Source organism: Pseudomonas sp. USHLN015, from assembly GCF_037153275.1.
GTDB lineage: Bacteria > Pseudomonadota > Gammaproteobacteria > Pseudomonadales > Pseudomonadaceae > Metapseudomonas > Metapseudomonas tohonis.
The window spans coordinates 191582-218324 of record NZ_JBBCKP010000005.1 but is presented as its reverse complement, the minus strand read 5'-3'; the positions used below and the strand labels follow the sequence as shown (position 1 = coordinate 218324).

Below are 26743 nucleotides of genomic sequence, written 5' to 3'. Positions count from 1 at the left end.
GGGCCTTGCGCAAGGCCACCCGATGGGCGCCTCGCACAGGGGGTCAGAGCCCCATCTGCTTGCTGATGATCTCGTTCATGATCTCCCGCGAGCCGCCGCCGATGGAGAGAATGCGGTTGTCACGGTACAGGCGCTCCACCAGGCTTTCGCGCATATAGCCCATGCCGCCGAGCATCTGCACGGCGTCGTAGGTGAGGCGGTCGGCGATGTCGGTGGCGAAGTTCTTGGCCATGGATATCTCCTTGATCACGCTCTTGCCGGCGGCCATCTTCGCCGCCTGGCGGTAGGTGAACTCGCGGGAGACTTCCAGTTGCGTGGCCATCTCGGCCAGGCGGTGCTTGAGCACCTGGAACTTGCCGATGGGCTTGCCGAAGGCCTCGCGCTCCCGCGCCCAGGCCAGGGACTCTTCCAGCGCCAGTTGCGCCGTCATGTTGGCCATGATGGCCAGGGCCAGGCGCTCGGATTGGAAGTTGGCCATGATACAGGCGAAGCCCATGTTCTCGACACCGATCAGGTTGGCCGACGGCACCCGGCAATCCTCGAAGAACAGTTCGGCGGTGTCGGAGGCCCACCAGCCCATCTTCTTCAGCTTGCGGCCCACGCTGAAGCCGGGGGTGCCCTTCTCGATCAGCAGCAGGCTGACGCCGCCGAAGCCATCGCCGCCGGTGCGTACCGCCACGGTGTAGTAGTCGGCGCGCACGCCGCTGGTGATGAAGGTCTTGCTGCCGTTGACCCGGTAGAAATCCCCCTCGCGCACGGCACGGGTCTTGAGGTTGGCCACGTCGGAGCCGCCGGACGGCTCGGTGATGGCCAGGGCCATGATCTTCTCGCCGGCCAGCACCTGGGGCGCGATGCGCTCGCGCAGTTCCGGGTGGCCCCACTTGATCAGCGGGGGCAGGCCTATATCCAGGGAGCCCAGCCCGGCCACCAGGCCGCCGGAACCGCTGCGCATCAGCTCTTCGCTGGCTGCCACCTTGGCGAATAGGTCACCCTCGTGGCTGCCGCCGTACTGCTCGGGGTAGCCGATGCCGAGGATGCCGGCAGCGCCGGCCTTGAGGTAGAGCTCGCGGGGGAATTCCTCGGCCTCCTCCCAGTCGCCGATGTGCGGGAGGATCTCCCGCTCGACGAAGCGGCGCACCGAGTCGCGCACCAGTTGATGGGATGGATCGAAGTATTCCTGGCAAGCGGACATGGCGTGGCTCCCTGTTTGAGTCAGAGAAACTTACCGAGCGCTTGCTTGGTTTTCAAGGCGTGACATGCGCCATCGATCAGGACGTATGCGCCGCTCCGAAGCGCTCCCGATAGGCCGAAGGCGGGAGCCCGACGGCGTTGCGAAAGGCCACGCGAAAGCTCTCCACCGAACGGAAGCCGCACAGCTCGGCAATGCGCTCGCTGCCGTCGACACCGCCCTCCAGCAGCTCGCGGGCACGGGCCAGGCGTTCGTGCTGCAACCAGGCCTTGGGTGTCATGCCGGTGGCCTCGCTGAAGCGGCGCAGGAAGGTGCGCTCGCTCATGGCCACGCGGCGAGCCAGTTGGCTCACTTCCAAGGGCTCGTGCAGGTGCTGCCGGGCCCACTGCATCAGCGCCGAAAGATCGTTACGCGGAGCACGGGCCACCGGGGCGGGAATGAATTGCGCCTGCCCGCCGGCACGCTGGGGCGACATCACCAGGCGTCGCGCCACGGTGTTGGCCACCTGGGTGCCGAAATCCCGCGCCACCAGGTGCAGGCAGGCGTCGATGCCGGCGGCGCTGCCCGCCGAGCTGATCAGTTGGCCGGCATCGACGTAGAGCACCTCGGGGTCCACCTCGATGGCGGGAAAGCGCCGCGCCAGCTCCTCGGCATAGCGCCAGTGGGTGGTGGCGCGCTGGCCATCCAGCAGGCCGCTGGCGGCGAGGACGAAGACGCCGGAGCAGATGGACACCAGCCTCGCCCCGCGTGCGTGGGCGTCGCGCAGTGCATTCAACAGCCGCTCGGGCGGGGCCTCGGCACGATCGCGCCAACCGGGGATGACGAGGGTACGGGCCTCGGCCAGGCGCTCCAAGCCGGCATCGGCCAGCACCTGGATGCCCCCCATGGCGCGCATGGGGCCGTCGTCCAGGCCGACGATGCAGTGGCGGTACCAGGGAAAATCGAACTCGGGCCGGGGCAGGCCGAAGACCTCCACGGCGATGCCGAATTCGAAGGTGCAGAGGCCGTCGTAGGCGAGGATGGCCACCAGGCCGGGGTCGTCGTTCATTTGGCGGATACTTACCAGTCGCTGTCCTGCCCGCCACTGTAGAGCAGCAAGCGCGCTGGATACAGTGGCGCCATCAAACCAACCGATGGAGAGCCACCATGCCCAGCCTCATCAGCCAGTTCCCCGCCGCCGCTCCCGATGCGGCCCTGGCCCACTTCACCCAGCGCCTGGCCTTCGAGACCGACTGCTCGGACGTGAACGCCAGCCAGCAGGCGGGCGAGATCGACTACGTGCTGGTCGATGTGCGTGGCGAAGCAGCCTACGCCGCCGGCCATGTGCCGGGCGCGATCAACATCCCCCATCGGCTGATGAGCGCCGAGTTCATGGCCTCCTACCCGCGCGACACGCTGTTCGTCGTCTACTGCGCAGGCCCCCACTGCAATGGCGTCCACCGCGCCGCCGTGCGCCTGGCCGGGCTGGGCTTCGCGGTGAAGGAGATGCTCGGCGGCGTCACCGGCTGGCTGGACGAGGGGCTGAGCCTCACCGGTGCGCAAAGCCCGCAGGAAGCCCGCCCGGCGATCGCCTGCGCATGCTGAGCCCCGTGGTACGGGAGGCGCGGGCCGAGGACGTGCCCGCCCTCCTCCCGCTGATGCGCGAGCTGGCCCGTTTCGAGGATTACCTGGAGGACTTCGCCGTGGACGAGGCGCAGTTGCTGGCCCGGGCGTTCGGCCCGGAGCCCCAGTGTCGGGTGTTCGTGGCCGAGGCCGCAGGCACGTTGCTCGGCTACGCGGTGGCGCTGGAGATCGCCTTCACCTATGACCTGCGCCCCAGCGTGCTGCTCAAGGAGCTGTTCGTGGCAGCGCCGGCACGATCGCTCGGCATCGGCGAACGCCTGCTCGCGGCCGTCGCGCGATTTGCGTTGGCGCGCGGGGCGGGGCGAATGAAGTGGGATGTACTGGCGGGCAACGATGATGCCGAGCGCTTCTACCAGCGCCTGGGCGGGCGGCCGGACGGCAAATGGATCGCCTATGGGATGGGTGCGGAGGCGCTGGCGGCCTTGGCGGATGAATCCGTGCCCGAGTCGGCAGCGGCCCCGGGCTGAAGCCGGGGCTATGTGCCGCCCCGATCAGAGGCCGATGGGGCGGCGACCGGCCAGGGCGTGGGTCAGGGTGCCGCCGTCCACCAGCTCCAGCTCACCACCCAGCGGTACGCCGTGGGCGATGCGCGAGGCGATCAGGCCCTTGGGCGCCAGCAACTGGGCGATGTAATGGGCAGTGGCCTCGCCTTCGACCGTGGGGTTGGTGGCGAGGATCACTTCGCTGAAGGCGCCGGCGTCGACCCGCGCCATCAGCTCGGGAATGCCGATGGCTTCCGGGCCCAGGCCATCGAGGGGCGAGAGGTGCCCCTTGAGCACGAAGAAACGCCCCCGGTAGCCGGTCTGTTCGACGGCGAACACGTCCAGCGGCCCTTCCACCACGCACAGCAGCGAATCGTCGCGACGCGGGTCGGCGCACTGCGGACAGAGGTCGTCCTCGCTGAGGGTGCGGCACTGCTTGCAATGCCCCACGCCTTCCATCGCCGAAGTCAGCGCCTGGGCCAGGCGCAGGCCACCGCTGCGATCACGCTCGAGCATCTGCAGCGCCATGCGCTGGGCAGTCTTCTGCCCTACACCGGGCAGGATGCGCAGGGCGTCGATCAGTTGGCGGATCAGCGGGCTGAAGCTCATCGGAAAGTCTCAAAGAAGAAAGCTGGAAGCTGGAAGCTGGAAGCTGGAAGCTGCAAAGAATCGGGGAAATCGTGCCAGGCCACCCGCTTCTGCTTGAAGCTTGCGGCTTGGCACTTGGAGCTATTTGATCAGAAAGGCATCTTGAAACCGGGCGGCAATTGCATGCCGGCCGTCATGCCGGACATCTTTTCCTGGCTGTTCTGCTCGATCTTGCGCACGGCGTCGTTGACGGCAGCGGCGATCAGGTCTTCGAGGATTTCCTTGTCTTCCTGCATCAGGCTGTCGTCGAGGGTGACGCGCTTGACGTCATGGCGACCGGTCATCACCACGCTCACCAGGCCGGCACCGGACTGGCCGGTGACCTCGGCATTGGCCAGCTCTTCCTGCATCTTCTGCATCTTTTCCTGCATCTGTTGGGCCTGTTTCATCAGGCCTGCCATGCCACCCTTCATCATGATGGTTGTCCTCAGCGGTCAAGGGGTTCAATGGTGTCCGGGCGAACGCTCGCGCCGAACTGTTCGATCATCTTCTGTACCAGCGGGTCGAGCGCGATGGATTCCTCGGCGTCACGCTGGCGCGCGGCGCGCTTGCGGGCGGCGGCCTGGGCGGGGGTTTCCTGCTCCGGCCTGCGCACCTCCACTTCCAGCACCAGGGTGCGCCCGTGGTACTGGTTCAGCGCATCGTTGATACGACGCTGCTGGTTGGCGTTGAACAGGGCACTCTGCGCCGGGTCGAGGTGCAGGCGCCAGACATCGCCCTCCACGGAGACCAGGGAGCAGTTGGCCGCGATGTTGCCGGTGAGGCCGCTGATGCCCAGGCGCGGGAACAGGTCCAGCCATTCGGCGGCGAGACCGGTGGCGGGTTGCGCGGCGGGTACGACCTCCGGCACGGCGACAGGCTCGGGTTCGGCGACCGGCAGCTCGTCCATGTAGGCGATGGAGTCGACATCGGCCTCGTAGTAATCGTCATAGTCGCCGGGCGGCGGCTCGTCGTCGTCCGCATCGTCGATGGCGACGGGCTCGGGAAGCGCCTGGGCGGCAACGGGCTGCGCCACGGCAAGCGGTTCGGCGGAGGGCTGCGCGGGGGGAGCGGCAATCTCCACTGCCGGAGCGGACGGCTCGATGGGCTGCTCGACCGGTGCAGGCTCGACGATCGCAGTCGCGGCCTGCGCAGGTTCGGCAGGACGCTCTTCCCACGGCAGGTCGATCACTTCGGCGGGCTGAGCGGCCTGGACCGGCTCGGCCTCTGGCTGCGGTTGCGGTTGCGGTTGCGGTTGCGGTTGCGGTTGCGGTTGCGGTTGCGGTTGCGGTTGCGGTTGCGGTTGCGGTTGCGGCGCAGTCTCTGCAACGGGAGTCGCCTCGGCCACAACGGGCGCAACCGGTGTTTCGACGACGGGAGCCGCAGCCACCGGCTCCGGCGCGACCGGGGTCGGCACGACGGCAGGAGGCGCAACCACGGGCTCGGCAACCGGCTGGGGAGCCGCTACCGTCGCGACGGGGGATACGGGAGCAACCGGCGCCGCGATGCTGGCGCCGGCCACTGGTGTGTTCGAGGAATCAGCCGTGGCCTTGCTGATTCCCGGGTCCTTTAGCGTGACCCTCGGGGCGCCGTCCACATCCGCTGGACGGAACGCCAGCATGCGCAGCAGCACCATCTCGAAGCCGCCGCGCGGGTCCGGCGCCAAGGGCAGGTCACGACGGCCGATCAGGCCCATCTGGTAATAGAACTGCACGTCTTCGGCAGGCAATGCCTCGGCCAGGGCCAGTACGCGATCACGGTCGCCCTGGCCGTTGTCCACCGCGTCCGGCAAGGCCTGGGCGATGGCGACACGGTGCAGCACGTTGAGGATCTCGGCAAGCACGCCGCTCCAGTCCGGGCCCTGCTCGGCCAGGTGGCGGATGGCTTCGAGCACGCCACGGGCGTCACCCTGCAGCAGCGCATGGAGCACGCCATAGACCTGGCCATGGTCGAGCGTGCCGAGCATGGCGCGCACGTCGGCAGCCAGGACCTTGCCCTCGCCGAAGGCGATGGCCTGGTCGGTGAGGCTCATGGCGTCGCGCATCGAGCCGTCGGCGGCACGACCCAGGAGCCACAGGGCATCGGGCTCGAACGGCACGTTCTCGGCACCCAGGACGTGGGTCAGGTGCTCTACCACACGCTCCGGCGGCATGTTCTTCAGGGAGAACTGCAGGCAGCGCGAAAGGATGGTGACGGGCAGCTTCTGCGGGTCGGTGGTGGCCAGCAGGAACTTCACATGGGGCGGCGGCTCTTCGAGGGTCTTGAGCAGCGCGTTGAACGAGTGCGTAGAGAGCATGTGCACTTCGTCGATGAGGTAGACCTTGTAGCGACCACGGCTCGGCGCGTACTGCACGTTGTCCAGCAGTTCGCGGGTGTCCTCGACCTTGGTGCGGCTCGCGGCGTCCACCTCGATCAGGTCGACGAAACGGCCTTCGTCGATCTCGCGGCACACCGAGCACTGGCCACAGGGCGTGGAGCTGATGCCGGTCTCGCAGTTCAGGCACTTGGCCAGGATGCGCGCGATGGTGGTCTTGCCCACGCCACGGGTACCGGTGAACAGGTAGGCATGGTGCAGGCGCTGGTTATCCAGGGCGTTGATCAGGGCCTTCAGCACATGGGTCTGGCCGACCATTTCGCGGAACGAGCGCGGACGCCATTTACGTGCAAGAACCTGATAACTCATTGAAAACCGTCGCAGCTTGGAAATCGGAAGGGGCTAATGCTAGCGGAGCAAACCGCAAATTGCATCCGATGCGAAGTGCTCTATTTTCATCGGATCAGACAAGGGGCATTGTGAACGCTCCTCCACGCCCCTACGAGGGAGCCCGATGCGCCCATTGCTGCTCTTCCCGCTGCTGGCCGCCAGCGCGCTGGCCTTGGCCGAGCCAGCACCCTTGCGTTTTTCCGCGGTGGACAGCTGGGCCATGCCGGTGGCGCAAATCGAGGGCAACGAGCTGACCGGCGGCATCCTCTTCGACATCATCCAGGGGCTGAGCCAGCATCTCGACCGCCCCCTGGAAGTCGAGGTGCTGCCGCGCACACGCGTACAGTTGGCGCTGGAGCACGGCGACATCGACGTGCGCTGCTACGTGAGCCCCAACTGGATGGGGGACCTGGGCGTGAATTACCTGTGGAGCGAGCCGATCCTGGTGCAGCGCGACCTGCTGGTGAGCGCTCCCGACAACGCGCTTCCCGTCGACCCGCAGCGCTTGCCGGCGCAGAACATCGGCACCGTGCTGGGCTACGCCTACCCGAGCCTGCAGCAGCGCTTCGACAACGGCACCCTTCAACGGGACGACGCACGTAACCAGGGCCTGGTGCTGCAGAAGCTCGGCGCGGGCCGCTACCACTATGCGGTGAGCAGCGAGCTGGCACTGAAATGGTTCAACCGCGGCATGCCGGCAAGCGAGCGCCTGGCTGCGGTGGCGGTACTGGAGGAGGAACCCGTGGCCTGCCTGGTGCGCAATGCGCCCGAGATACCGGCGAACGAGATCGTGCGTGCACTGGCGCGCATGCGCGCATCGGGGGAGATAGAGAGAATCGTTTCGCGCTACCGGTGAATCGCAGCGCTGGGAGGTGGGGGTGACCCTACCAGCCACACCCCGGCACACAATGTTCCCGCTGTGGCTGCTTCCTTCCGGATCTGACCAGGTTCACGGGTAATCGTTGCGGGGGGACCGGCAGGGCCACCATAACGCAGCTCGCCAGATCGGCGAGCCGCGCCATTGTACCGGCTCTTCGCCAACTTACAACTGCTAAAAACATTTCCGTTACAAGCACTTGCGGCTCATACCCGGAAGCGCCCGACCAGCTTCGCGAGGCCACTGGAAAGCTCGGACAGGTGCCGGCTCGCCTGGGTGCTCTGCTCGGAGGTCTGCGCGGCTTCGTTGGACAGGTCTCGGATGTCGCTGATGTTGCGGGCGATCTCTTCGGTCACGCTGCTCTGCTCCTCGCAGGCGGTGGCGATCTGCGCGGCCATGTCGTTGATCCGCTGCACCGAGTCGCCGGTGTCCGAGAGCGCCTGGTCGACACCCGCGGCACGCTCGACGCTGTCACGGGCCTGGACGCTGCCCGAGTGCATGGCCTTCACCGCGTTCTGTACGCCGACCTGCAGGCGCTCGATCATCTGCTGGATGTCCTTGGTGGAGTCCTGGGTCCTTGCGGCCAGGGCGCGGACCTCATCGGCCACGACGGCGAAGCCCCTGCCCTGCTCGCCCGCCCGCGCCGCCTCGATGGCCGCGTTGAGCGCCAATAGGTTGGTCTGGTCGGCGATGCCCTTGATCACGGCCAGCACGGCGCCGATGTTGGCGGTTTCCTGCTCCAGAGTGCCGATGGTGGTGGAGGCGCTTTCCACTTCCTGAGCGAGCTGGCGGATCGCCTTGATCGTCGCCCCCACTACCTGGGCTCCCTCGCGGGACTGGTTCTCGGCGAAGCGCGCGGCATCGGCGGCGTTCTGCGCGTTGCGCGCCACCTCATGGACGGCTGCGCTCATCTCGGTGGCGGCGGTGCTGACCTGGTCGACCGCGGCGTGCTCGCTGCTGATCAGCCGATCATTGGCGGCCGCGAGCCCGGCCAGGCTCTGCGCCGAGTCGGCTACCTCGCCGGTCACCCGGCCGACCTCCCTGATCAGCGGCTGCAGCTTGTCGAGGAAGCGGTTGAAGGCATGGCTGAGCTTGCCCAGCTCGTCACGCGAGGTGACGTCGAGCCGCACCCGCAGGTCGCCGTCGCCATCGGCGATCTGTTCGATGCGCTCGAGCAGGCGGAGCAGCGGCCGGGTCACCAGGGTTGGGAAGCCGATCACAAGCACCATGCAGATGCCCAGGCCGATGACGATGATCACGCCCTGCTGCCAGCTGCGCGCCTCACCGATGGCGATCGACTGCAGCCCTTCGGCATTGGCCGCGCTGTCTTCGAGCTCGCCCAGCTTGTCGATTGCATCGCGCATGTTCTGGAACTGGCTTTCACTGTCGCCGAAGCTCAGGGCGCTGGCGGCATCCGGGTCGGACGCGGCGAGTTGGACCACCTTGAGAGAGGTGATCTTCCACTTCTCGAAGCCGCTGTCGAACTGGGCGATCAGCTGGCGCGAGTCGGCACCGGTGCTCATTTCGGCGTACTTGTGCACGCGGTCATAGGCTTGCTGCAGGTTTTCCGCATGGTCGGCCTTGAGCTGGTCGATGTGCGCCCCGGCGCTTTCATCCAGCAGGCTGCGCTCGGCGGTGAAGGCCTGATAGAGGTCACGGTCGGCATTGAGCAACAGGCTGATGGCCGGCAGGTAGCGGTTGGTCAGCTGCTTGCTGGAGTCCGCGACCTGGGACACCCCCTGCATGCCCAGGCCGCCCATCAGCACCAGGAGGACCACCAGGAGCAGGATCGGCAGGGCGATCTTCCAGCGAAACCCCAGATCGGCAAAGGCACGTAGCATGGTGGATCTCCGCGATGTCATGGCGATGTAACAGCAAGCGTAGACGGCCCGGAACGGCCTGTCGGCCCCGTCGCGCCACACCCTGGCGATGAGCGGAAACACTTCGTCGCCGGCCCGACACGGCTTTTGTGCTAGCGTGCCGCCGGCTTCGCCACCGGGCCCGCTACCATTGCACTTTCAGCGCAGGCGCGGGTCTCAATCCGCGCCGGCGATCCCGGCGCGGCAGCGAGCCGAACCCACCCCCACTGGAGCTACACCATGGCAATCACCAAAGACCAACTGATCGCAGATATCGCGGAAGCCACCGACACCACCAAGGCCGCCGTGCGCGCCGTGCTGGAACAGCTGAGCGAGATCGTCAGCGATACGCTGGAGAACAGTGATGAAATCACCCTGCCGGGCATCGGCAAGCTGAAGACCACCGAGCGCCCGGCGCGTACCGGCCGCAACCCGCAGACCGGCAAGAGCATCGAGATCGCGGCCAAGAAGGTCGTCAAGTTCGTGCCGGCCAAGGGCCTCAGCGACGCCGTGAACAAGTAAGGGATCGGCAATGAAAAGGCCGGGCGGATGCCCGGCCTTTTCATTTGCGCTTTCGGTGCGCCCTGCGCTCGCGGGAGCGCCGGCGGATCAGACCGAGACGCCCAGCCCCTTCAGCTCGGCCAGGAACGCCTCCTCGTCCAGCACGCGTACGCCCAGCTCGGTGGCCTTGGCCAGCTTCGAACCGGCGCCGGGGCCAGCCACCACGCAATGGGTACGGGCCGAGACCGAGCCAGCCACCTTGGCACCCAGGGCCTCCAGCTTCTCCTTGGCCACATCGCGGCTCATCACCTCCAGGGTGCCGGTCAGCACCCAGGTCTGCCCGGCCAGCGGCAGGCCTTCCACGACCTTCTTCTCACTCTGCCAGTGCATGCCGAAATCACGCAGCTGCGCCTCGATCCGCGCGGCGCGCTCGGCATTGGCAGGCTGGTCGAAGAAGTCGCGCAGGGATTTGGCCGCCTTCTCGTTGAGGCGCTCCACCTGGCGCAGGTCCAGCCAGTCGGCCTTGATCACGCCTTCCAGGCTGCCGAACCTGGTCGCCAGTTTCTCTGCGCCGGTGGCGGCGATGAAGGGGATGTTGAGCTTGTCGAGGAAGCCCGGGAGAGTGGCGCAGGCGGCGAACTCGGGGCTGAGGTCGCCTTCCTCCTGCAGCACGACACCACGGGCCAGCAGGTCGTCGATGACCTTGAGGTTATGGGCGTCGCTGAAGAAGTTGTGGATCTCGAAGGCGACCTCCAGGCCCACGTCAGGCAGGTAGGTAAGCACCTCCGGCAGCGCCTGGCGGATGCGCGCCAGGGAGCCGAGGGCGCGGGCCAGCAGCTTGGCAGTCTCCTCACCCACATCGGGAATGCCCAGGGCGTAGATGAAGCGCGCCAGGGTCGGCCTGGCGCTGTCCCGGATCGCCGCCAGCAGGTTTCGGGTCGACAGGTCGGCGAAGCCTTCCAGCGCCACCACCTGGTCGTAGGTCAGGGTGAACAGGTCCGCTGGCGATGCGACCAGCCCGGTATCCACCAGTTGCTCGACGATCTTGTCGCCCAGGCCTTCGATATCCAGCGCACGGCGGGAAGCGAAGTGGATGATCGCCTGCTTCAACTGGGCGCCACAGGCCAGGCGGCCAACGCAGCGGTAGACCGAGCCCTCGCTGGTGGTTTCCTTGCCCTTGGCACGCTTGACCAGTTGCGTGCGCTCCACGGCGGAGCCACACACCGGGCACCGCTCGGGCACATGCACCTCGCGGGCGTTCTCGGGGCGGCGCTCGAGCACGACCTGCATCACCTGGGGGATCACGTCACCCGCACGGCGGATGATCACGGTGTCGCCGATCTTCAGGCCCAGGCGCGCGACCTCGTCCATGTTGTGCAGGGTGGCATTGGCCACGGTGACGCCGGCCACCTTGACCGGCTTCAGCCGTGCCACCGGGGTGACGGCACCGGTACGGCCGACCTGGAACTCCACGTCCAGCAGCTCGGTGAGCTCCTCCTGGGCGGGGAACTTGTGGGCCAGCGCCCAATGCGGGGTGCGGGCGCGGAAGCCCAGCTGCTGCTGGTCCTCGATGTTGTTGACCTTGAACACCACGCCGTCGATGTCGTAGGCCAGGCCCATGCGGCGTTCGCCGATGTCGTGGTAGTAGGCCAGGCAGGCTTCAACCCCCTTGGCCAGCTTCAGCTCGCGGCTGATGGGTACGCCCCAGGCCTTGAGCTGCTCAAGCATGCCGACCTGGGTAGCCGGCAGCTCGCCGCTGACCTGGCCGATGCCGTAGCAGCAGAACTCCAGCGGGCGGCTGGCGGTGATGCGCGGGTCCAGCTGGCGCAGGCTGCCGGCCGCGGCGTTTCGCGGGTTGGCGAAGGTCTTGCCGCCGCTTTCCGCCTGGCGCGCGTTGAGCTCCTCGAATCCGGCCTTGGGCATGTACACCTCGCCGCGCACTTCGAGCACGGCGGGCCAGCCCTCGCCCTTGAGCCTGAGCGGTACGTTGCGGATGGTGCGCACGTTGGCGCTGATGTCCTCACCGGTGCTGCCATCGCCCCGGGTGGCGCCGCGCACCAGCTGGCCGTCGCGATACAGCAGGCTGACCGCCAAGCCGTCGAGCTTGGGCTCGCAGCTGTATTCCACCTTGGCGCCACCGCCGAACAGGTCGCCGGAGGAAAGCCCCAGGCCGCTCTGCACGCTGCGGTCGAAGGCGCGCAGGTCTTCTTCCTCGAAGGCGTTGCCCAGGCTGAGCATGGGCACCTCGTGGCGCACCTCGCCGAAGGCGCTGAGGGCTTCGCCGCCCACGCGCTGGGTGGGCGACTCCGGCGTCACCAGCTCGGGATGCTCGGCCTCCAGGGCCTGCAGCTCGCGGAACAGGCGGTCGTATTCGGCATCGGGCACGCTGGGTTCGTCCAGCACGTAGTAGCGGTAGTTGTGCTCATCCAGTTCGGCACGCAATTGGTGGATGCGCTGGGCGGCAGTCTGGGCGTCGGTCATGGTTCGTGCTCTTTTCTATGCAAACGAAAAGAGCAGCCTGAGCTGCTCTTTCGATGGATCCTGTGGTTCAGCGCTTGTGAGTCAGGCTGCGGCGCTCGAACTCGACGATGCGCTGGCGGTAATGCTCGATCGTCTGCGCGGTCATCACGCTGCGCTGGTCGTCCTTCAACTCGCCGTTCAGTTCCTGGGACAGCTTGCGGGCCGCAGCGACCATCACGTCGAAGGCCTGCTTCGGGTGGCGCGGGCCGGGCAGGCCGAGGAAGAAGCTGACCGCACGGGTGCTGAAATGGTCGATGTCGTCCAGGTCGAAGGTGCCGGGCTTGACGCCGTTGGCCATGGAGAACAGCACCTCGCCGTTGCCGGCCATGCTCTCGTGGCGATGGAAGATGTCCATCTCGCCGAAGCGCAGGCCGCTTTCGAGAATGTTCTGCAGCAGGGCCGGGCCCTTGAAGCCGTCCCCGTCGCGGGCCACCACGTTGATCACCAGCACTTCCTCCACCGGAGGCAGTTCCTGGGCGGGGGCGTGGGCCTTGCCGTTCTTGGCGCCCTTGGCTGGAGCAACCTCGTCGACCGGATTGAGCAGGGTCGGCACCGGCTCGTCGAGGTTGAGGTCACCCTGGTGAGGCTCGCTGCCACGGCGCTTATTCAGCTCCTTGGCACTCATGGGCGGCAGGTCTTCCTCGTCCAGCGAGGGCTCCTGATGGCGTTCCTTGACGCGTACCGGACCGACCAGGGCGGGGTCCTCCTCGTCGTCCGGCAGGTTGGAGAAACTACGATCGAGCTTGAACTTGAGTTTTCCCTTGCCGCCGCTCATGCGGCGCCAGCCATCGAACAAAATGCCGGCGATTACGATGATGCCGATGACGATCAGCCACTCGCGCAGACCGATATCCATTAATCCTGTGTCCCCTGGTCAAAAAATATTCTGATGATGGTGAAGAAAGGACATCCGGTCCTCTGAAAACGTGGCGCCCAACTCCATGTTCTGAATGGCGTTTTCCACGTGCGACAAAATTGGGCATTAAGCTAGCACGGCCAGCCCAGCAGAGAAACCTCTGATAGAGGCTTCACGGCCCTCCGGGCGAAAAGGTTGCACCCCCGCCCGATCAGGCCTCTACGAGGGAAAGAGCCTCCTCGACGTCCACCGCGACCAGGCGCGAGCATCCCGGCTCATGCATGGTCACGCCCATCAGCTGATCGGCCATTTCCATGGCGATCTTGTTGTGGGTGATATAGATGAACTGGACCTTCTCCGACATCTCCTTCACCAACCTTGCGTAACGTCCGACGTTGGCATCGTCGAGTGGCGCGTCCACTTCGTCGAGCATGCAGAACGGCGCGGGGTTGAGCTGGAAGATGGCGAATACCAGGGCCAGCGCGGTGAGCGCCTTCTCGCCACCGGAAAGCAGGTGGATGGTGCTGTTCTTCTTGCCCGGCGGCCGCGCCATGATGGCGACGCCGGTATCCAGCAGGTCTTCCCCGGTCAGTTCCAGGTAGGCGTGGCCGCCCCCGAAGACCTTGGGGAACAGCGCCTGCAGGCCGGAGTTGATCTGGTCGAAGGTCTCCTTGAAGCGGTTGCGCGTCTCCTTGTCGATCTTGCGGATGACGTTCTCCAGGGTCTCCAGCGCCTCCACCAGGTCGTCGTTCTGGGCATCCAGGTAGCGCTTGCGCTCGGATTGCTGCTGGTACTCGTCGATGGCCGCGAGGTTGATCGGCCCGAGGCGCTGGATGCGCGCCGCGAGGCGTTCGAGTTCTTCTTCCCAGGCCGCTTCGCTGGCCTCCCCGGGGAGCGTGGCGAGCACGCCGTGGAGGTCGTAACCGTCCTCGTGGAGCTGGTCCTGCAGCGTCTTGCGACGCACGCTCAGGGCCTGCCACTCCATGCGCTGCTGCTCCAGCTGGCCACGCAGCAGCTGCGACTGCTGCTCGGCCTGGGTGCGACGCTTCTCGGCATCGCGCAATTCGCGGTCGGCGTCCTCCAGGGCCAGGCGCGCGAGCTTGAGCTCTTCCTCCACGCCCATGCGTCGGTCAAGAAGCTCCTCGAGCTTCATGCGCAGCTCCTCCAGCGGAGCGGTGCCCTCCTCCAGGTTCAGGCTGAGCTGTTCGCGACGCTCCTCGAGGCGCTCGAACTGCAGGCTCAGGCGCTCCAGCGCCTGGCGCGTGGAGTCGTGCTGGGCGCGCAGCGAGCCGACGCGCACAGCCAGTTGGTGAGCGTGGTCCTTGTGCTGACGGGCCTCCTGGCGGATTCGGTCGAGGCGCTCGCGCAGGTTGTCGCGCTCGGCGAGCAGCTTCTCGCGCTGCTCGGTGTCGGTTTCCATCGCATCCAGGGCGTCCTGCAGGGTCAGGCGCGATTCGCCGAGCTGCTCGTGCTCGATGGCGCGCTGCTCGTCCAGTTCGGCCAGCTCGGCCTCCAGGCGGCGGCGACGCAGGGTGAGCTGCTCGACCTTGGCCTGCTGGGCGGACAATTGCGCTTTGAGCTCACCGAGACGACGGGATTCGTCCTGCGCGCGGCGACGCTGCTGCTCGCGGCTTTCCTCCTGCTGGCGCTGGTGGTCGCGCAGCTGTTGCAGGCGCTCCTCAAGGGCTTCCAGGGCAGCCTGCTGCTCGTCGCGCTCGCCGTGCAGGCGCTCCAGTTCCTGGCCGCGGGCCAGCACGCCGCTCTCGGCTTCGCTGGCACGGCGCACCCGCAGGAAATTGCGCCCGACCCAGTAGCCGTCACGGCTGATCAGGCTCTCGTCGGCAGCCAGCGTCGCGCGGGCGGCCAGGGCCTGGTCGAGGCTGTCCACGGGTCGCACCCGCGCCAGCCAGGGCGTCAGGTCGACGGCGGATTCGACCTTGTCCAGCAGGCTTCCGGGTACTCGGGCACCGCCGTTGCCGGCGCTCGCCAGGCGCAGGTCGCCCTGGGTGAAGCCACTCAGGTCGAGGGTGTCGAAATCATCCAGCAGCACGGCTTGCAGGTCGGCGCCGAGCACGGTCTCCACCGCCAGCTCCCAGCCCGCTTCCACGCGCAAACCCTCGGCCAGGCGCGGGCGCTGGTCGAGCCGCTGGTCGCGCAACCATTCGGCGGTGCCGGTGCCGGGGTCGAGCGCGGCCTGCTGCAGGGCCTCGAGTGAGGCGATACGGCCGTTCAAGCGCTGCAACTCGCCCTGGGCGCGCTGCTGGGCCTGGGTCGCCTGCTGCAGCTCCTCTCGCAGTTGCTCCAGGCGCTCGACCTGGGCCTCTTCGGCGGCCTGCAGCTCTTCCAGTTGCAGCTCGCCGGTGGCGAGCTGTTCGCTCAGTTCGAGAATGGCAGCGTCTTCCGGATCGGCCGCGAGCTGGGCGCGCTCGTCGTTGAGGCGACGCTCGCGCTCCAATAGGCGTTCCAGGCTCTGTTCCAGCTGCTGGATGCGTGCCTGCTGCACTTCGGCCTGGCGGCGCGGCTCGGCGCTGCGCTGGTTGAAGCCGTCCCATTGCTCCTGCCAGGCGTGCATGCCGGTCTCGGCTTCCTCCAGCTGGGCGGCGGCCTCTTCGGCGGCGGCGGCGCTGACTTCCTGCTCGGGCGCGAGCATCTCCAGCTCCTCGCCGAGGGTCGCCAGCAGGGTGCGATCGTGGCCGAGGTGGGATTCGGTTTCCTGGCGGGCACGTTCGGCGTCACGCAGGTCGTCCTGCAACTGGCGCAGGCGCTGCTGGCCGTGCTGGATGCTCTGCTCGACCCGGGCGATATCGCCCCCCACCGAGTAGAAGCGACCCTGGACCAGGTTGAAGCGCTCGGACAGCTCGTGGTGGCCGTCGCGCAGGCGCTCGATACTGGCGTCGGCGCTGCGCTGCTCGGCTACCAGCGCTTCGAAGCTGACTTCCTGGCTGCCGATCACCGCTTCGCGCTGGCCCACCTGCTCGTTCAGCGCCTGCCACTTGAGGGCGGCGAGCTGGGCGCGCAGCTGGCGCTCCTCGGCCTTGTATTCCTGGTACTTCTCGGCGGCCTGGGCCTGGCGGTGCAGGCGTTCGAGCTGGCGCTCCAGCTCTTCGCGCAGGTCGGTGAGGCGCGCGAGGTTCTCGTGGGTGCGGCGGATGCGGCTCTCGGTCTCGCGGCGGCGCTCCTTGTACTTGGAGATGCCGGCGGCTTCCTCGATGAAGTTGCGCAGGTCCTCGGGCTTGGCCTCGATCAGCTTGGAGATCATCCCCTGCTCGATGATCGAGTAGCTGCGCGGGCCGAGGCCGGTGCCGAGGAAGATGTCGGTGATGTCGCGGCGCCGGCACTTGGTGCCGTTGAGGAAGTAGGTGTTCTGCCCGTCGCGGCTAACCCGGCGGCGGATGGAGATCTCGGCGAAGGCCGCGTACTCGCCCACCAGGGTGTTGTCGGAGTTGTCGAAGATCAGCTCGATGCTGGCCTGGGCCACCGGCTTGCGGGTGTTGGAGCCGTTGAAGATGACGTCGGTCATCGACTCGCCGCGCAGGTTCTTCGCCGAGCTTTCGCCCATCACCCAGCGCACGGCGTCGATGATGTTGGATTTGCCGCAGCCGTTGGGGCCGACGACCGCGGCCATGTTGCTGGGGAAGCTGACCGTGGTCGGGTCGACGAAGGATTTGAACCCCGCCAGTTTGATGCACTTGAGCCGCATCCCTGCCTCCCTCGGTCAGTGAACCGTCAGCGCCCGGCCAGCGCGGCGAGCACCAGCTGGCAGTTGTGCTGGCCGTAGGCGAGCAGTACGTCGCGGATACGCGCCGGCTCGCGGGCGATCACCGCCTGCAGCAGGTCGGCGAAGGCGAGCATGAACTGGGCCATCTCGCCTTTGCGCTGCTCCAGCGCCAGGTGATAGGTGCGGCTGATGGCCGGCAGCAGGTTCTCCACCGTCTCTTCCAGGTAGGGGTTGTCGGCGAAGGGATAGGCGGCACGCATGATGTCGAAGCTGGCGTCGACGAAGTTGCCGATGTCGTGCTCCTTCAGGCACTCCTCCAGGCGCAGCTGGATGGCGCGGAAGGGCGCGAGGTCGTCATCGGTCCGCCAGCGCTGGGCCACGGCATTGGCCAGCAGGATGTACATCTCCATCATCAACGCATAGAGGCTCTGCACGTGATGAGGGGTGAGCTCGGACACCTGCGCCCCGCGGCGCGGGAGGATATTGATCAGGTGGCGACGCTCGAGGATCAGCAATGCCTCGCGCACCGAGCCGCGGCTGACGTTGAGGGACTGGGTGACCTTCTGTTCCTGAATCCGTTCGCGGGCCTTCATCTCGCCGCGGATGATGCGCTCGGCGAGGTGGTGGGCGATCTGTTCGGCGAGGCTGTCCGGTGCCTTGAACGTCATGGTTTTCCTTCGGTCATGGAGGCTGGGGATGTCCGTAAGGCGCCCTCGGCGATAGCTCCGGCGTTGGCGAAAGCCCGGGAACGCAGCAGCTACAAGGGTTTGCGGCCCGCAGCGGAACGCTGCAGGGGGCGAAGTGTAACACAGGGTGTTACCCCGCAAAGGTGACATCAAGCGGGCATTCAGACCTAAAGGTCGGTCGCCGGGCGGGGCTGGGAGGCGCACGATTGTCTGACAATCTTACAAGAACCCATCCACCTCGACGCGGAGACCACCCATGTTCGAACGCCTGCCTTCCAACTGGATGCTCGCCCTGAAAAAGGTCGGCTACTGGATCTGGCTGATCCCGGTAGCCGGGATCCCCATGAGCTTCTATTGGTCGCTGGACAGCAGCCATCCCAATGCGTGGCCCTGGCTGGTGATCACCGTGGTCTTCGGGGTGATCCCGATCCTCGACGCCATCGTCGGCCGCGATCCGGCCAACCCCGACGAGGCCGAGCAGGTGCCGGAGATGGAGCGCCAGGACTACTACCAGGTGCTCAGCCTGGCCACCGTGCCGCTGCTGCTGGGCATGCTGGCCTGGAGCGGCTGGGTCTTCATCCACCACGAGGACTGGAACTGGGTCGGCCGCCTCGGCTGGCTGCTCTCGGTGGGCACCGTGATGGGCGCCATCGGCATCACCGTCTCCCACGAACTGATCCACAAGGACCCGAAGATCGAGCAGAACGCCGGCGGCCTGCTGCTGGCGGCGGTGTGCTACGCGGGGTTCAAGGTCGAGCATGTGCGGGGCCACCACGTTCATGTGTCGACGCCCGAGGACGCCTCCTCCTCCCGCTATGGCCAGAGCCTCTACGCCTTCCTGCCCCACGCCTACAAGCACAACTTCCTCAATGCCTGGCAGCTGGAGGCCGAGCGCCTCAAGCGCAAGGGCCTGCCTGCACTGCATTGGCGCAACGAGCTGATCTGGTGGTACGCCATCAGTGCAGCCTTCACCGCAGGGTTCGGCCTGGCGTTCGGCTGGCTCGGCGTGCTGTTCTTCCTCGGGCAGTCGGCCATGGCCTTCACCCTGCTGGAGATCGTCAACTACGTGGAGCACTACGGCCTGCACCGGCGCAAGCTGGAGAACGGCCGCTACGAGCGGACCAGCCCGGCACACTCCTGGAACAGCAACTTCCTGCTCACCAACCTGTTCCTCTTCCACCTGCAGCGCCACTCGGACCACCACGCCTACGCCAAGCGCCGCTACCAGGTGCTGCGCCACTTCGACGACAGCCCGCAGCTGCCCAACGGCTACGCGGGGATGATCGTCCTGGCACTGATCCCGCCGCTCTGGCGCGCGGTGATGGACCCCCGCGTCCGTGCCTACTATGCAGGCGAGGAGCACCAGCTGACGGAGTCGCAACAGGCCGCCTGACCCCTTCCCCGCCCGACCTTTCGACCGACGCCCCCGCATGGGGGCGTCGGCGTTTCTACACTTGCAGATGACTGGCACGGATTAAGCAACTTTGCCGTGCCAGAGCGGGCGCGCCGGCCTCATGGCCCATTGGCGTGAAGATTTTCTGACTTTTGAGTCAAATATTTATTGACCAGAAAGTCAGGGGATTCTAAATTCGCCGCCATACGAGCCCTCGTAAAAACAATAAAGTGCCTGGAGGTCGTCCTTGATCCAGTTTTTAGTCAATCGGGAGCTGCGCACCGAGCGCGATCTCGATCCCAACGTCACCGTGCTCAACTACTTGCGTGAACACCTGGCCAAACCCGGAACCAAAGAGGGCTGTGCCTCGGGCGACTGCGGCGCCTGCACGGTCGTCGTCGGCGAGCTGCAGGGGGATCGCATCCGCTATCGCACCCTCAACTCCTGCCTGACATTCGTTTCGTCCCTGCACGGCAAGCAGTTGATCACCGTGGAAGACCTCAAGCACAAGGGCCAGTTGCATTCCGTGCAACAGGCCATGGTCGACTGCCATGGCTCCCAGTGCGGCTTCTGCACCCCCGGCTTCGTCATGTCGCTGTTCGCCCTGCAGAAGAACAGCGATGGCTACGACAAGGCCCAGACCCTGGAAGCCCTGGCCGGCAACCTGTGCCGCTGCACCGGCTACCGCCCCATCATCGACGCCGCCGAGCAGGCCTGCTGCCAGAAGCAGCCGGACCAGTTCGACGCCTTCGAGGCCCAGACCGTGGCCCAGCTCCAGGCCATCGCCCCGCGCGAGACCGCCGAGCTCAACAGCGGTGACAAGCGCTGCCTGGTGCCGCTGACCGTCGCCGACCTGGCCGACTTCTACACCGCCAACCCGCAGGCGCGCCTGCTGGCCGGCGGCACCGACCTGGCCCTGGAGGTCACCCAGTTCCACCGCGAGCTGCCGGTGATGATCTACGTCGGCCACATCGAGGCCATGAAGCGCGTGGAGATCGGTCCCGACTTCATCGAGATCGGTGCCGCCACCGCGCTTTCCGACTGCTACGACGCACTGGCCCGCGAATACCCGGACTTCGGCGAACTGCTGCACCGCTTCGCCTCGTTGCAGATCCGCAACCAGGGCACCCTGGGCGGCAACATCGGCAACGCCTCGCCCATCGGCGACGCCCCGCCGCTGCTGATCGCCCTCGGCGCGAAGATCGTCCTGCGCAAGGGCAACCAGACCCGTACCCTGCCCCTGGACGAGTACTTCCTCGACTACAAGGTCACCGTGCGACAGGAAGCCGAGTTCATCGAGAAGATCCTCGTGCCGCGCGCCCGCAGCAACCAGGCGTTCCGCGCCTACAAGGTGTCCAAGCGCCTGGACGACGACATCTCCGCCGTGTGCGCCGCCTTCAACCTGGTGATCGAAGACGGCGTGGTGCGTGAAGCCCGCATCGCCTTCGGCGGCATGGCCGGCATTCCCAAGCGCGCCGCCGCCTGCGAAGCCGCCCTGGTGGGCGCCGCCTGGTACCCCGGCGTGATCGAACGTGCCTGCGAGGCCCTGGCCCAGGACTTCACCCCGCTGACCGACTTCCGCGCCAGCAAGGAATACCGCCTGCTGACCGCACAGAACCTGTTGCGCAAATTCTTCCTCGAACTGCAGGCCCCCGAAGTCGAAACCCGGGTGACCGCCTATGTGTGATCTCAAGCATGTCGCGCACCAAGCGCCGCACCCGGCAGTTGCTGGCCAGGAAGCGCAGCACCGCAGGCTTAATCTGCACGTCGCGCCCGTCACCCTTCACGCGGGCGCAGCAGTCGTTGGAGGCACAGAGCATGTCTAACCACCACAAGATCAAATCCCAGGAAGAACTGGCCGCGCTGTTCCGCGCCGACATCACCACCGGCATCGGCAAGAGCGTCAAGCACGAGAGCGCGCCCAAGCACGTCTCCGGCGAAGCCGTGTACGTCGACGACCGCCTGGAGTTCCCCAACCAGCTGCACGTCTACGCCCGCATGAGCGACCGCGCCCATGCCCGCATCCTGCGCATCGATACCACCCCCTGCTACGCCTTCCCGGGCGTGGCCATCGCCATCACCGCCGAGGACGTGCCCGGCCAGCTGGACATCGGCCCGGTCGTGGCCGGCGACCCGCTGCTGGCGGACGGCAAGGTCGAATACGTCGGCCAGGTCGTCCTCGCGGTCGGCGCCGACAGCCTGGAGACCGCCCGCAAGGCCGCCATGGCAGCGATCATCGAGTACGAGGACCTGGAGCCGGTGCTCGACGTGGTCGATGCGCTGCGCAAGAAACACTTCGTCCTCGACAGCCACCAGCACAAGCGCGGTGACTCGGCCAGCGCCCTGGCGCGCTCGAAGAACCGCCTGCAGGGCAACCTGCACATCGGCGGCCAGGAGCACTTCTACCTGGAAACCCAGATCTCCTCGGTGATGCCTACCGAGGACGGCGGCATGATCGTCTACACCTCCACGCAGAACGCCACCGAGGTGCAGAAGCTGGTCGCCGAGGTGCTGGGCGTGCACATGCACAAGATCGTCATCGACATGCGCCGCATGGGTGGAGGCTTCGGTGGCAAGGAAACCCAGGCCGCGGGCCCCGCCTGCCTCTGCGCGGTGATCGCGCACCTCACCGGCCGGCCGACCAAGATGCGCCTGCCGCGCATGGAAGACATGACCATCACCGGCAAGCGCCACCCGTTCTACGCCGAGTACGACATCGGCTTCGACGACAACGGTCTGCTCACCGGCATCGAACTGGAGCTGGCGGGCAACTGCGGCTATTCGCCGGACCTCTCCGGCTCCATCGTCGACCGCGCGATGTTCCACTCGGACAACGCCTACTTCCTCGAACACGCCACCATCAACGGCCACCGCTGCAAGACCAACACCGCCTCGAACACCGCCTACCGCGGCTTCGGCGGCCCGCAGGGCATGGTGGTGATCGAGGAGATCATGGACGTCATCGCGCGCCACCTGGGCAAGGACCCGCTGGAGGTGCGCAAGACCAACTACTACGGCAAGGACGAGCGCAACGTCACCCACTACTACCAGCCCGTCGAGCACAACATCCTCGACGAGATGACCGCCGAGCTGGAGGCCAGCAGCGAATACGCCAGGCGCCGTGAAGAAATCCGCGCCTTCAACGCCAGGAGCCCGGTGCTGAAGAAGGGCCTGGCGCTGACCCCGGTCAAGTTCGGCATCAGCTTCACCGCCACCTTCCTCAACCAGGCCGGCGCGCTGGTGCACATCTACACCGACGGTTCGATCCACCTGAACCACGGCGGCACCGAGATGGGCCAGGGCCTGAACACCAAGGTCGCCCAAGTGGTGGCCGAGGTCTTCCAGGTGGACATCGGCCGCATCCAGATCACCGCGACCAACACCGACAAGGTGCCCAACACCTCGCCGACCGCTGCCTCCAGCGGCACCGACCTGAACGGCAAGGCCGCCCAGAACGCCGCCGAGACCATCAAGAAGCGCCTGGTGGACTTCCTCGCCAGCCACTTCAAGGTGACCGACGAGGACATCGAGTTCCGCAACGAGCAGGTGCGCGTGCGCGATCACTTCCTCTCCTTCGAGGAGATGATCCAGCTCGCCTACTTCAACCAGATCTCGCTCTCCAGCACCGGCTTCTACCGCACGCCGAAGATCTTCTATGACCGCGAGAAGGCCGCCGGCCGCCCCTTCTACTACTTCGCCTACGGCGCCGCCTGTGCGGAAGTGCTGGTGGACACCCTGACCGGCGAATACAGGATGCTGCGCACCGACATCCTGCATGACGTCGGCGCCTCGCTGAACCCGGCCATCGACATCGGCCAGGTGGAGGGTGCGTTCGTCCAGGGCATGGGCTGGCTGACCATGGAGGAGCTGGTGTGGAACGCCAAGGGCAAGCTGATGACCAGCGGCCCGGCGAGCTACAAGATCCCCGCCATCGCCGACATGCCGCTGGACCTGCGGGTCAAGCTGGTGGAGAACCGCAAGAACCCCGAGCAGACCGTGTTCCACTCCAAGGCAGTGGGCGAGCCGCCGTTCATGCTCGGCATCGCCGTGTGGTGTGCGCTCAAGGACGCCGTGGCCAGCCTGGCGGACTACAAGGCGCAGCCGAACATCGATGCACCGGCCACTCCGGAGCGCGTGCTCTGGGGCGTGGAACAGATGAAGAAGCTGCAGCAGGCGGCCAACAAGCCCGCTGCCAACCAGGTGGAGCCCGCCTGACGGCGGGCCGGGAGCCGAGATGAACAGCCAACCCGCCTTCAGTCGCGAAAACCCGGAACAGCAGGCCGCACCGACCCAGCCGACCGACGCCTTGCGCCGTCCGGAGCAGGATGTCTGGCGCCTCTCGCGCTCCGCCAAGCCCCTGCGCACCTGGAGATTGAGCAAATGAGCTGGATCAGCGCCCTGGCCGAACTCCAGCAACGCGGGGACGCCTGCGTGCTGGTGACCATCATCGAAGAGCGCGGGTCCACCCCGCGCAATTCCGGCTCGAAGATGGTGGTCAGCGATGACCGCATCTACGAGACCATCGGTGGCGGCCACCTGGAATTCAAGGCGATGGAGATTGCCCGCGAAATGCTGCGGACCCGCTCCCAGGAAACCCGCCTGGAGCGCTTCAGCCTGGGCGCCAGCCTCGGCCAGTGCTGCGGCGGTGCCACGGTGCTGCTGTTCGAGCCCATGGGCCAGCCCCAGGCGCATATCGCCCTGTTCGGCGCGGGCCATGTGGGCCGTGCCCTGGCTCCGCTGCTCGCCAGCCTGCCGTGCAAGGTGCGCTGGATCGATTCACGGGAGAACGAGTTCCCGGCGTCCATTCCCGCCGGCGTCGAGAAGGTGGTCAATGACGAGGTGGTCGATGAGGTCGAGCGCATGCCCGCCGGCAGCTACTTCATCGTCATGACCCACAACCACCAGCTCGACCTGGAACTCACCGCCGCCATCCTCAAGCGCAACGACTTCGCCTACTACGGCCTGATCGGCTCGAAGACCAAGCGGGTGAAGTTCGAACACCGCCTGCGCGACCGCGGCTTCGCCCCGGAAACCGTGCAACGCATGCGCTGCCCCATGGGCATCGCCGAGGTGAAGGGCAAGCTGCCTGCGGAGATCGCCATCTCCATCGCCGGCGAGATCATCGCCACCTACAACGCCACCTTCGGTCAGAAGGAGGAAGGCCAGGACGTGAAGAAAAGGGAAACAGTCGCCAAACTGGTGCCCTCTTCCCGCCGCGAACAGGCCTGACCCCGAGATTCATGCAGGAGGACACCGGGCCGCCTCGGCTCGGCGCTCGCCTGCGCGGAGCCCCGCCATGGGGCATCAAGATCACGAAAGAACGAGATTCAACATGACCAGCCCCGTAAAAGCCTATCGCGCCGCCATCCTGCACAGCATCGCCGACCCCGCCGACGTGGGCGTCGAGCAGTCCTACGAGTACTTCGAGGACGGCGTGCTGGTGATCGAGGACGGCAAGGTCGCCCGCGTCGGCCATGCCGCCGACCTGCTGCCCAGCCTCAAGGGCGTGGAGGTGCGCGAATACCGCGACGCCCTGATCACCCCCGGCTTCATCGACACCCACATCCACTACCCGCAGACCGGCATGATCGCCTCCTACGGCGAACAGCTGCTGGACTGGCTGAACACCTACACCTTCCCCACCGAGAAGGCCTTCGCCGACAAGGCCCACGCAGCCGACGTGGCGGCCATCTTCCTCAAGGAACTGCTACGCAGCGGCACCACCACCGCGCTGGTGTTCGGCACCGTGCACAAGCAGTCGGTCGACGCCTTCTTCGAGGCCGCCGAAGCCCTGGACCTGCGCATGATCGCCGGCAAGGTGCTGATGGATCGCAACGCCCCCGACTACCTGACCGACACCCCGGAAAGCGGCTACGCCGACAGCCGGGAGCTGATCGAGCGCTGGCACGGCAAGGGCCGCCTGCACTACGCGGTGACCCCGCGCTTCGCGCCGACCAGCACCCCGGAGCAACTGACCCTGGCCGGCCAGCTGTTCGGCGAGTTCCCGGGCCTGTACATGCACACCCACCTGTCCGAGAACAAGGCGGAGATCGAATGGGTGAAGGCGCTGTTCCCGGAGCGCAAGGGCTACCTGGACGTGTACGACCACTACAAGCTGATCGGCCCGCGCGCGGTCTTCGCCCACGGCGTCCACGTCTGCGACGACGAGTGCCAGCGCCTGGCGGAAACCGGCTCGGCCGTGGCCTTCTGCCCCACCTCCAACCTCTTCCTGGGCAGCGGCCTGTTCGACCTGCAGAAACTGGAAGAGCACGGCGTGCGCGTGGGCCTGGGCACCGACGTCGGCGCCGGCACCAGCTTCTCCCAGCTGCAGTCGCTGAACGAGGCCTACAAGGTCATGCAGCTGCAGGGCAAGAAGCTCGACCCGTTCAAGTCCCTGTACCTGGCCACCCTGGGCGGCGCCCGCGCGCTGTACCTGGACGACAAGATCGGCAACTTCGCCAGCGGCAAGGACGCAGACTTCGTGGTCCTCGACTACCAGGCCACCCCGCTGATCGCCTACCGCATGCAGCAGGCCAGGACCATCGAGGAAAAGCTCTTCGCACTGACCATCCTCGGCGACGACCGCACCGTGAAGGAAACCTTCGCCGCCGGCCGCTCCGTGCACCGCCGCGACTGATCCAACGCCGCACCCGAAAGCCCCGCCCATGCGGGGCTTTTTCATTTTCCCACGCGCGCGCCCTGTAGGGGCGAATTCATTCGCCCAAAAGCGCCCCGGCGCTCCGTGGCAGCGAATCCATTCGCGATCCCGCCCCCGGTTACACCCGACGACCCGCCCCACCCAAAACCACACACCCACAAAAAAGCCCCGCATTCGCGGGGCTTCTTCATCACACCCTGCTCAGGCGCTGCGCGAGGAAGCGCGGGTGCTTTTCTTCTTGCTCTGCAGCAGGTGCGAGAACACCGCGTGCAGGTCGTCGGAGGCGGTTTCGCCTTCGAGGTTGAGCTTGGCGTCGACGCTGTCCATGTGGCGCATCATCAGGTCGACCGCGACCTCGACGTTGTGCGACTCGATGGCGTCGATGACCTTGTCGTGTTCCTCGTCCGAGCAATGGGTGCGGCTGTTGCTCTCGTACAGGGCGATGATCAGCGAGGTCTGCGAAATCAGGCTGCGCAGGAAGCCCAGCAGGGTGAAGTTGCCAGCGGCCTCGGCCAGCTTCAGGTGGAACTCGCCGGACAGGCGGATGCCCATGCCGCGGTCACCACGGGCGAAGCACTCGCGCTCCTCAATGACCATCTGGCGCAGGCCGGCGATCTGTTCGGGAGTGGCGTTGACGCAAGCCAGTTCGGTGATGGCGCGCTCGATCATGCGACGTGCGTAGAAGATCTGCCGCGCTTCCTCGGCCCCCGGGCTGGCCACGACGGCACCACGGTTGGGACGCAGCAGCACCACGCCCTCGTGGGCAAGGCGCGACAGGGCGCGGCGGATGATGGTGCGGCTGACACCGAAGATCTCGCCCAGGGCCTCTTCGCTCAACTTGGTGGCCGGAGCCAGGCGCTGTTCGAGGATGGCTTCGAAGATATGTGCGTAGACGACTTCATCCTGGGTGCCATTGCGCGTGCCTTTGGCGGCACGCGGCGGCTTCTTCAAACTGTGTTCAACGTCGTTCATGGGGGCCCACGTAGAAGGATTCGAAAGCGGGAATAGGGCTGACACTACGCTGAGTCGGCATCGTATTGCCAGCGTCCA

20 protein-coding genes, 1 other RNA gene and 2 pseudogenes are annotated in these 26743 nt (G+C 66.6%); 10 read left to right on the top strand and 13 right to left on the bottom strand.

Annotated features, from left to right (window positions below):
• Window positions 1-43: 43 nt before the first annotated feature.
• The gene (locus WFQ67_RS12040) at window positions 44-1192 is read right to left on the bottom strand and encodes an acyl-CoA dehydrogenase family protein (RefSeq protein ID WP_337056984.1); all 1149 of its coding nucleotides are present in this window, start codon (window positions 1190-1192) and stop codon (window positions 44-46) included.
• A 76-nt stretch (window positions 1193-1268) separates the two neighbouring features.
• On the bottom strand, window positions 1269-2237 hold the full coding sequence (gene ftrA / locus WFQ67_RS12035; RefSeq protein ID WP_337056983.1) for a transcriptional regulator FtrA: 969 nt from the start codon (window positions 2235-2237) through the stop codon (window positions 1269-1271).
• 98 nt (window positions 2238-2335) lie between these two features.
• Here ftrA and WFQ67_RS12030 point away from each other — a divergent pair, with 98 nt between their 5' ends.
• Window positions 2336-2773 (top strand): rhodanese-like domain-containing protein, encoded by a 438-nt coding sequence (locus tag WFQ67_RS12030; protein WP_337056981.1) that lies wholly within the window; start codon window positions 2336-2338, stop codon window positions 2771-2773.
• Between the two features lie 32 nt (window positions 2774-2805).
• The gene (locus WFQ67_RS12025) at window positions 2806-3279 is read left to right on the top strand and encodes a GNAT family N-acetyltransferase (protein WP_337056980.1); all 474 of its coding nucleotides are present in this window, start codon (window positions 2806-2808) and stop codon (window positions 3277-3279) included.
• A 24-nt stretch (window positions 3280-3303) separates the two neighbouring features.
• On the opposite strand, the gene recR is transcribed toward WFQ67_RS12025, so the two are convergent.
• The 3 genes from recR to dnaX all read right to left on the bottom strand — a co-directional run bounded on the left by recR (window position 3304) and on the right by dnaX (window position 6604).
• Window positions 3304-3903: a recombination mediator RecR gene (recR, locus tag WFQ67_RS12020; RefSeq protein WP_111263429.1), complete on the bottom strand. Its 600-nt coding sequence runs from the start codon at window positions 3901-3903 to the stop codon at window positions 3304-3306.
• Between the two features lie 128 nt (window positions 3904-4031).
• Window positions 4032-4358, bottom strand: a complete 327-nt coding sequence (locus WFQ67_RS12015; RefSeq protein WP_111263428.1) for a YbaB/EbfC family nucleoid-associated protein — start codon at window positions 4356-4358, stop codon at window positions 4032-4034.
• A gap of 11 nt (window positions 4359-4369) precedes the next feature.
• The gene (dnaX, locus tag WFQ67_RS12010; protein WP_337056978.1) at window positions 4370-6604 is read right to left on the bottom strand and encodes a DNA polymerase III subunit gamma/tau; all 2235 of its coding nucleotides are present in this window, start codon (window positions 6602-6604) and stop codon (window positions 4370-4372) included.
• Window positions 6605-6749: 145 nt separating this feature from the next.
• On the opposite strand from dnaX, the gene WFQ67_RS12005 reads away from it, so the two are divergent.
• Window positions 6750-7481 (top strand): substrate-binding periplasmic protein, encoded by a 732-nt coding sequence (locus WFQ67_RS12005; protein ID WP_213625400.1) that lies wholly within the window; start codon window positions 6750-6752, stop codon window positions 7479-7481.
• A 26-nt stretch (window positions 7482-7507) separates the two neighbouring features.
• Here WFQ67_RS12005 and ffs read toward each other — a convergent pair.
• The 3 genes and pseudogenes from ffs to WFQ67_RS30380 all read right to left on the bottom strand — a co-directional run.
• An RNA gene (gene ffs, locus WFQ67_RS12000) (signal recognition particle sRNA small type) lies at window positions 7508-7604 on the bottom strand.
• Between the two features lie 104 nt (window positions 7605-7708).
• A pseudogene (locus tag WFQ67_RS30385) lies at window positions 7709-8305 on the bottom strand (methyl-accepting chemotaxis protein); the annotation flags it as partial.
• Between the two features lie 261 nt (window positions 8306-8566).
• Window positions 8567-9247, bottom strand: a pseudogene (locus WFQ67_RS30380) (MCP four helix bundle domain-containing protein); the annotation flags it as partial.
• A gap of 294 nt (window positions 9248-9541) precedes the next feature.
• Here WFQ67_RS30380 and WFQ67_RS11990 point away from each other — a divergent pair.
• Complete coding sequence (locus WFQ67_RS11990) at window positions 9542-9883, top strand: HU family DNA-binding protein (RefSeq protein ID WP_280527462.1); 342 nt, start codon at window positions 9542-9544, stop codon at window positions 9881-9883.
• Between the two features lie 87 nt (window positions 9884-9970).
• Here WFQ67_RS11990 and ligA read toward each other — a convergent pair whose 3' ends face one another.
• The 4 genes from ligA to WFQ67_RS11970 all read right to left on the bottom strand — a co-directional run bounded on the left by ligA (window position 9971) and on the right by WFQ67_RS11970 (window position 17624).
• Entirely contained in the window at window positions 9971-12343 is a 2373-nt protein-coding gene (gene ligA / locus WFQ67_RS11985) for an NAD-dependent DNA ligase LigA (RefSeq protein ID WP_337056977.1), read from the bottom strand.
• A 67-nt stretch (window positions 12344-12410) separates the two neighbouring features.
• The gene (gene zipA, locus WFQ67_RS11980; RefSeq protein ID WP_213625404.1) at window positions 12411-13238 is read right to left on the bottom strand and encodes a cell division protein ZipA; all 828 of its coding nucleotides are present in this window, start codon (window positions 13236-13238) and stop codon (window positions 12411-12413) included.
• A 211-nt stretch (window positions 13239-13449) separates the two neighbouring features.
• Entirely contained in the window at window positions 13450-16938 is a 3489-nt protein-coding gene (smc, locus tag WFQ67_RS11975; RefSeq protein ID WP_337056976.1) for a chromosome segregation protein SMC, read from the bottom strand.
• Window positions 16939-16964: 26 nt separating this feature from the next.
• A complete protein-coding gene (locus WFQ67_RS11970) occupies window positions 16965-17624 on the bottom strand; it encodes a GntR family transcriptional regulator (protein ID WP_173179342.1) in 660 nt (219 codons plus the stop codon).
• A gap of 274 nt (window positions 17625-17898) precedes the next feature.
• Between WFQ67_RS11970 and WFQ67_RS11965 the strand changes: the two genes are divergently transcribed.
• The 6 genes from WFQ67_RS11965 (at window position 17899) to guaD (ending at window position 25672) form a co-directional block, all read left to right on the top strand.
• A complete protein-coding gene (locus WFQ67_RS11965; protein WP_213625406.1) occupies window positions 17899-19035 on the top strand; it encodes an alkane 1-monooxygenase in 1137 nt (378 codons plus the stop codon).
• 247 nt (window positions 19036-19282) lie between these two features.
• Window positions 19283-20722 (top strand): xanthine dehydrogenase small subunit, encoded by a 1440-nt coding sequence (gene xdhA, locus WFQ67_RS11960; RefSeq protein WP_213625407.1) that lies wholly within the window; start codon window positions 19283-19285, stop codon window positions 20720-20722.
• A gap of 131 nt (window positions 20723-20853) precedes the next feature.
• The gene (xdhB, locus tag WFQ67_RS11955) at window positions 20854-23250 is read left to right on the top strand and encodes a xanthine dehydrogenase molybdopterin binding subunit (protein WP_337056975.1); all 2397 of its coding nucleotides are present in this window, start codon (window positions 20854-20856) and stop codon (window positions 23248-23250) included.
• Window positions 23251-23269: 19 nt separating this feature from the next.
• Window positions 23270-23419, top strand: a complete 150-nt coding sequence (locus tag WFQ67_RS11950; protein WP_337056974.1) for a hypothetical protein — start codon at window positions 23270-23272, stop codon at window positions 23417-23419.
• Entirely contained in the window at window positions 23416-24264 is an 849-nt protein-coding gene (gene xdhC / locus WFQ67_RS11945; protein WP_263150200.1) for a xanthine dehydrogenase accessory protein XdhC, read from the top strand. The genes WFQ67_RS11950 and xdhC overlap by 4 nt, the downstream gene beginning before the upstream one ends.
• A gap of 103 nt (window positions 24265-24367) precedes the next feature.
• Window positions 24368-25672, top strand: coding sequence for a guanine deaminase (gene guaD, locus WFQ67_RS11940; protein WP_213625410.1), 1305 nt, complete (start codon window positions 24368-24370; stop codon window positions 25670-25672).
• Window positions 25673-25894: 222 nt separating this feature from the next.
• Here the strand turns inward: guaD and WFQ67_RS11935 are convergent, their stop codons facing one another.
• A complete protein-coding gene (locus tag WFQ67_RS11935) occupies window positions 25895-26665 on the bottom strand; it encodes a GntR family transcriptional regulator (RefSeq protein ID WP_111263414.1) in 771 nt (256 codons plus the stop codon).
• Window positions 26666-26743 lie beyond the last annotated feature (78 nt).

Bases quoted from the DNA above. Each gene is read 5' to 3' on its own strand.
- WFQ67_RS12040 (WP_337056984.1), bottom strand. From the start codon at position 1,192: ATGTCCGCTTGCCAGGAATACTTCGATCCATCCCATCAACTGGTGCGC.
- ftrA (WP_337056983.1), bottom strand. From the start codon at position 2,237: ATGAACGACGACCCCGGCCTGGTGGCCATCCTCGCCTACGACGGCCTC.
- WFQ67_RS12030 (WP_337056981.1), top strand. From the start codon at position 2,336: ATGCCCAGCCTCATCAGCCAGTTCCCCGCCGCCGCTCCCGATGCGGCC.
- recR (WP_111263429.1), bottom strand. From the start codon at position 3,903: ATGAGCTTCAGCCCGCTGATCCGCCAACTGATCGACGCCCTGCGCATC.
- WFQ67_RS12015 (WP_111263428.1), bottom strand. From the start codon at position 4,358: ATGATGAAGGGTGGCATGGCAGGCCTGATGAAACAGGCCCAACAGATG.
- dnaX (WP_337056978.1), bottom strand. From the start codon at position 6,604: ATGAGTTATCAGGTTCTTGCACGTAAATGGCGTCCGCGCTCGTTCCGC.
- WFQ67_RS12005 (WP_213625400.1), top strand. From the start codon at position 6,750: ATGCGCCCATTGCTGCTCTTCCCGCTGCTGGCCGCCAGCGCGCTGGCC.
- ligA (WP_337056977.1), bottom strand. From the start codon at position 12,343: ATGACCGACGCCCAGACTGCCGCCCAGCGCATCCACCAATTGCGTGCC.
- zipA (WP_213625404.1), bottom strand. From the start codon at position 13,238: ATGGATATCGGTCTGCGCGAGTGGCTGATCGTCATCGGCATCATCGTA.
- smc (WP_337056976.1), bottom strand. From the start codon at position 16,938: ATGCGGCTCAAGTGCATCAAACTGGCGGGGTTCAAATCCTTCGTCGAC.
- WFQ67_RS11970 (WP_173179342.1), bottom strand. From the start codon at position 17,624: ATGACGTTCAAGGCACCGGACAGCCTCGCCGAACAGATCGCCCACCAC.
- WFQ67_RS11965 (WP_213625406.1), top strand. From the start codon at position 17,899: ATGTTCGAACGCCTGCCTTCCAACTGGATGCTCGCCCTGAAAAAGGTC.
- xdhB (WP_337056975.1), top strand. From the start codon at position 20,854: ATGTCTAACCACCACAAGATCAAATCCCAGGAAGAACTGGCCGCGCTG.
- WFQ67_RS11950 (WP_337056974.1), top strand. From the start codon at position 23,270: ATGAACAGCCAACCCGCCTTCAGTCGCGAAAACCCGGAACAGCAGGCC.
- xdhC (WP_263150200.1), top strand. From the start codon at position 23,416: ATGAGCTGGATCAGCGCCCTGGCCGAACTCCAGCAACGCGGGGACGCC.
- guaD (WP_213625410.1), top strand. From the start codon at position 24,368: ATGACCAGCCCCGTAAAAGCCTATCGCGCCGCCATCCTGCACAGCATC.
- WFQ67_RS11935 (WP_111263414.1), bottom strand. From the start codon at position 26,665: ATGAACGACGTTGAACACAGTTTGAAGAAGCCGCCGCGTGCCGCCAAA.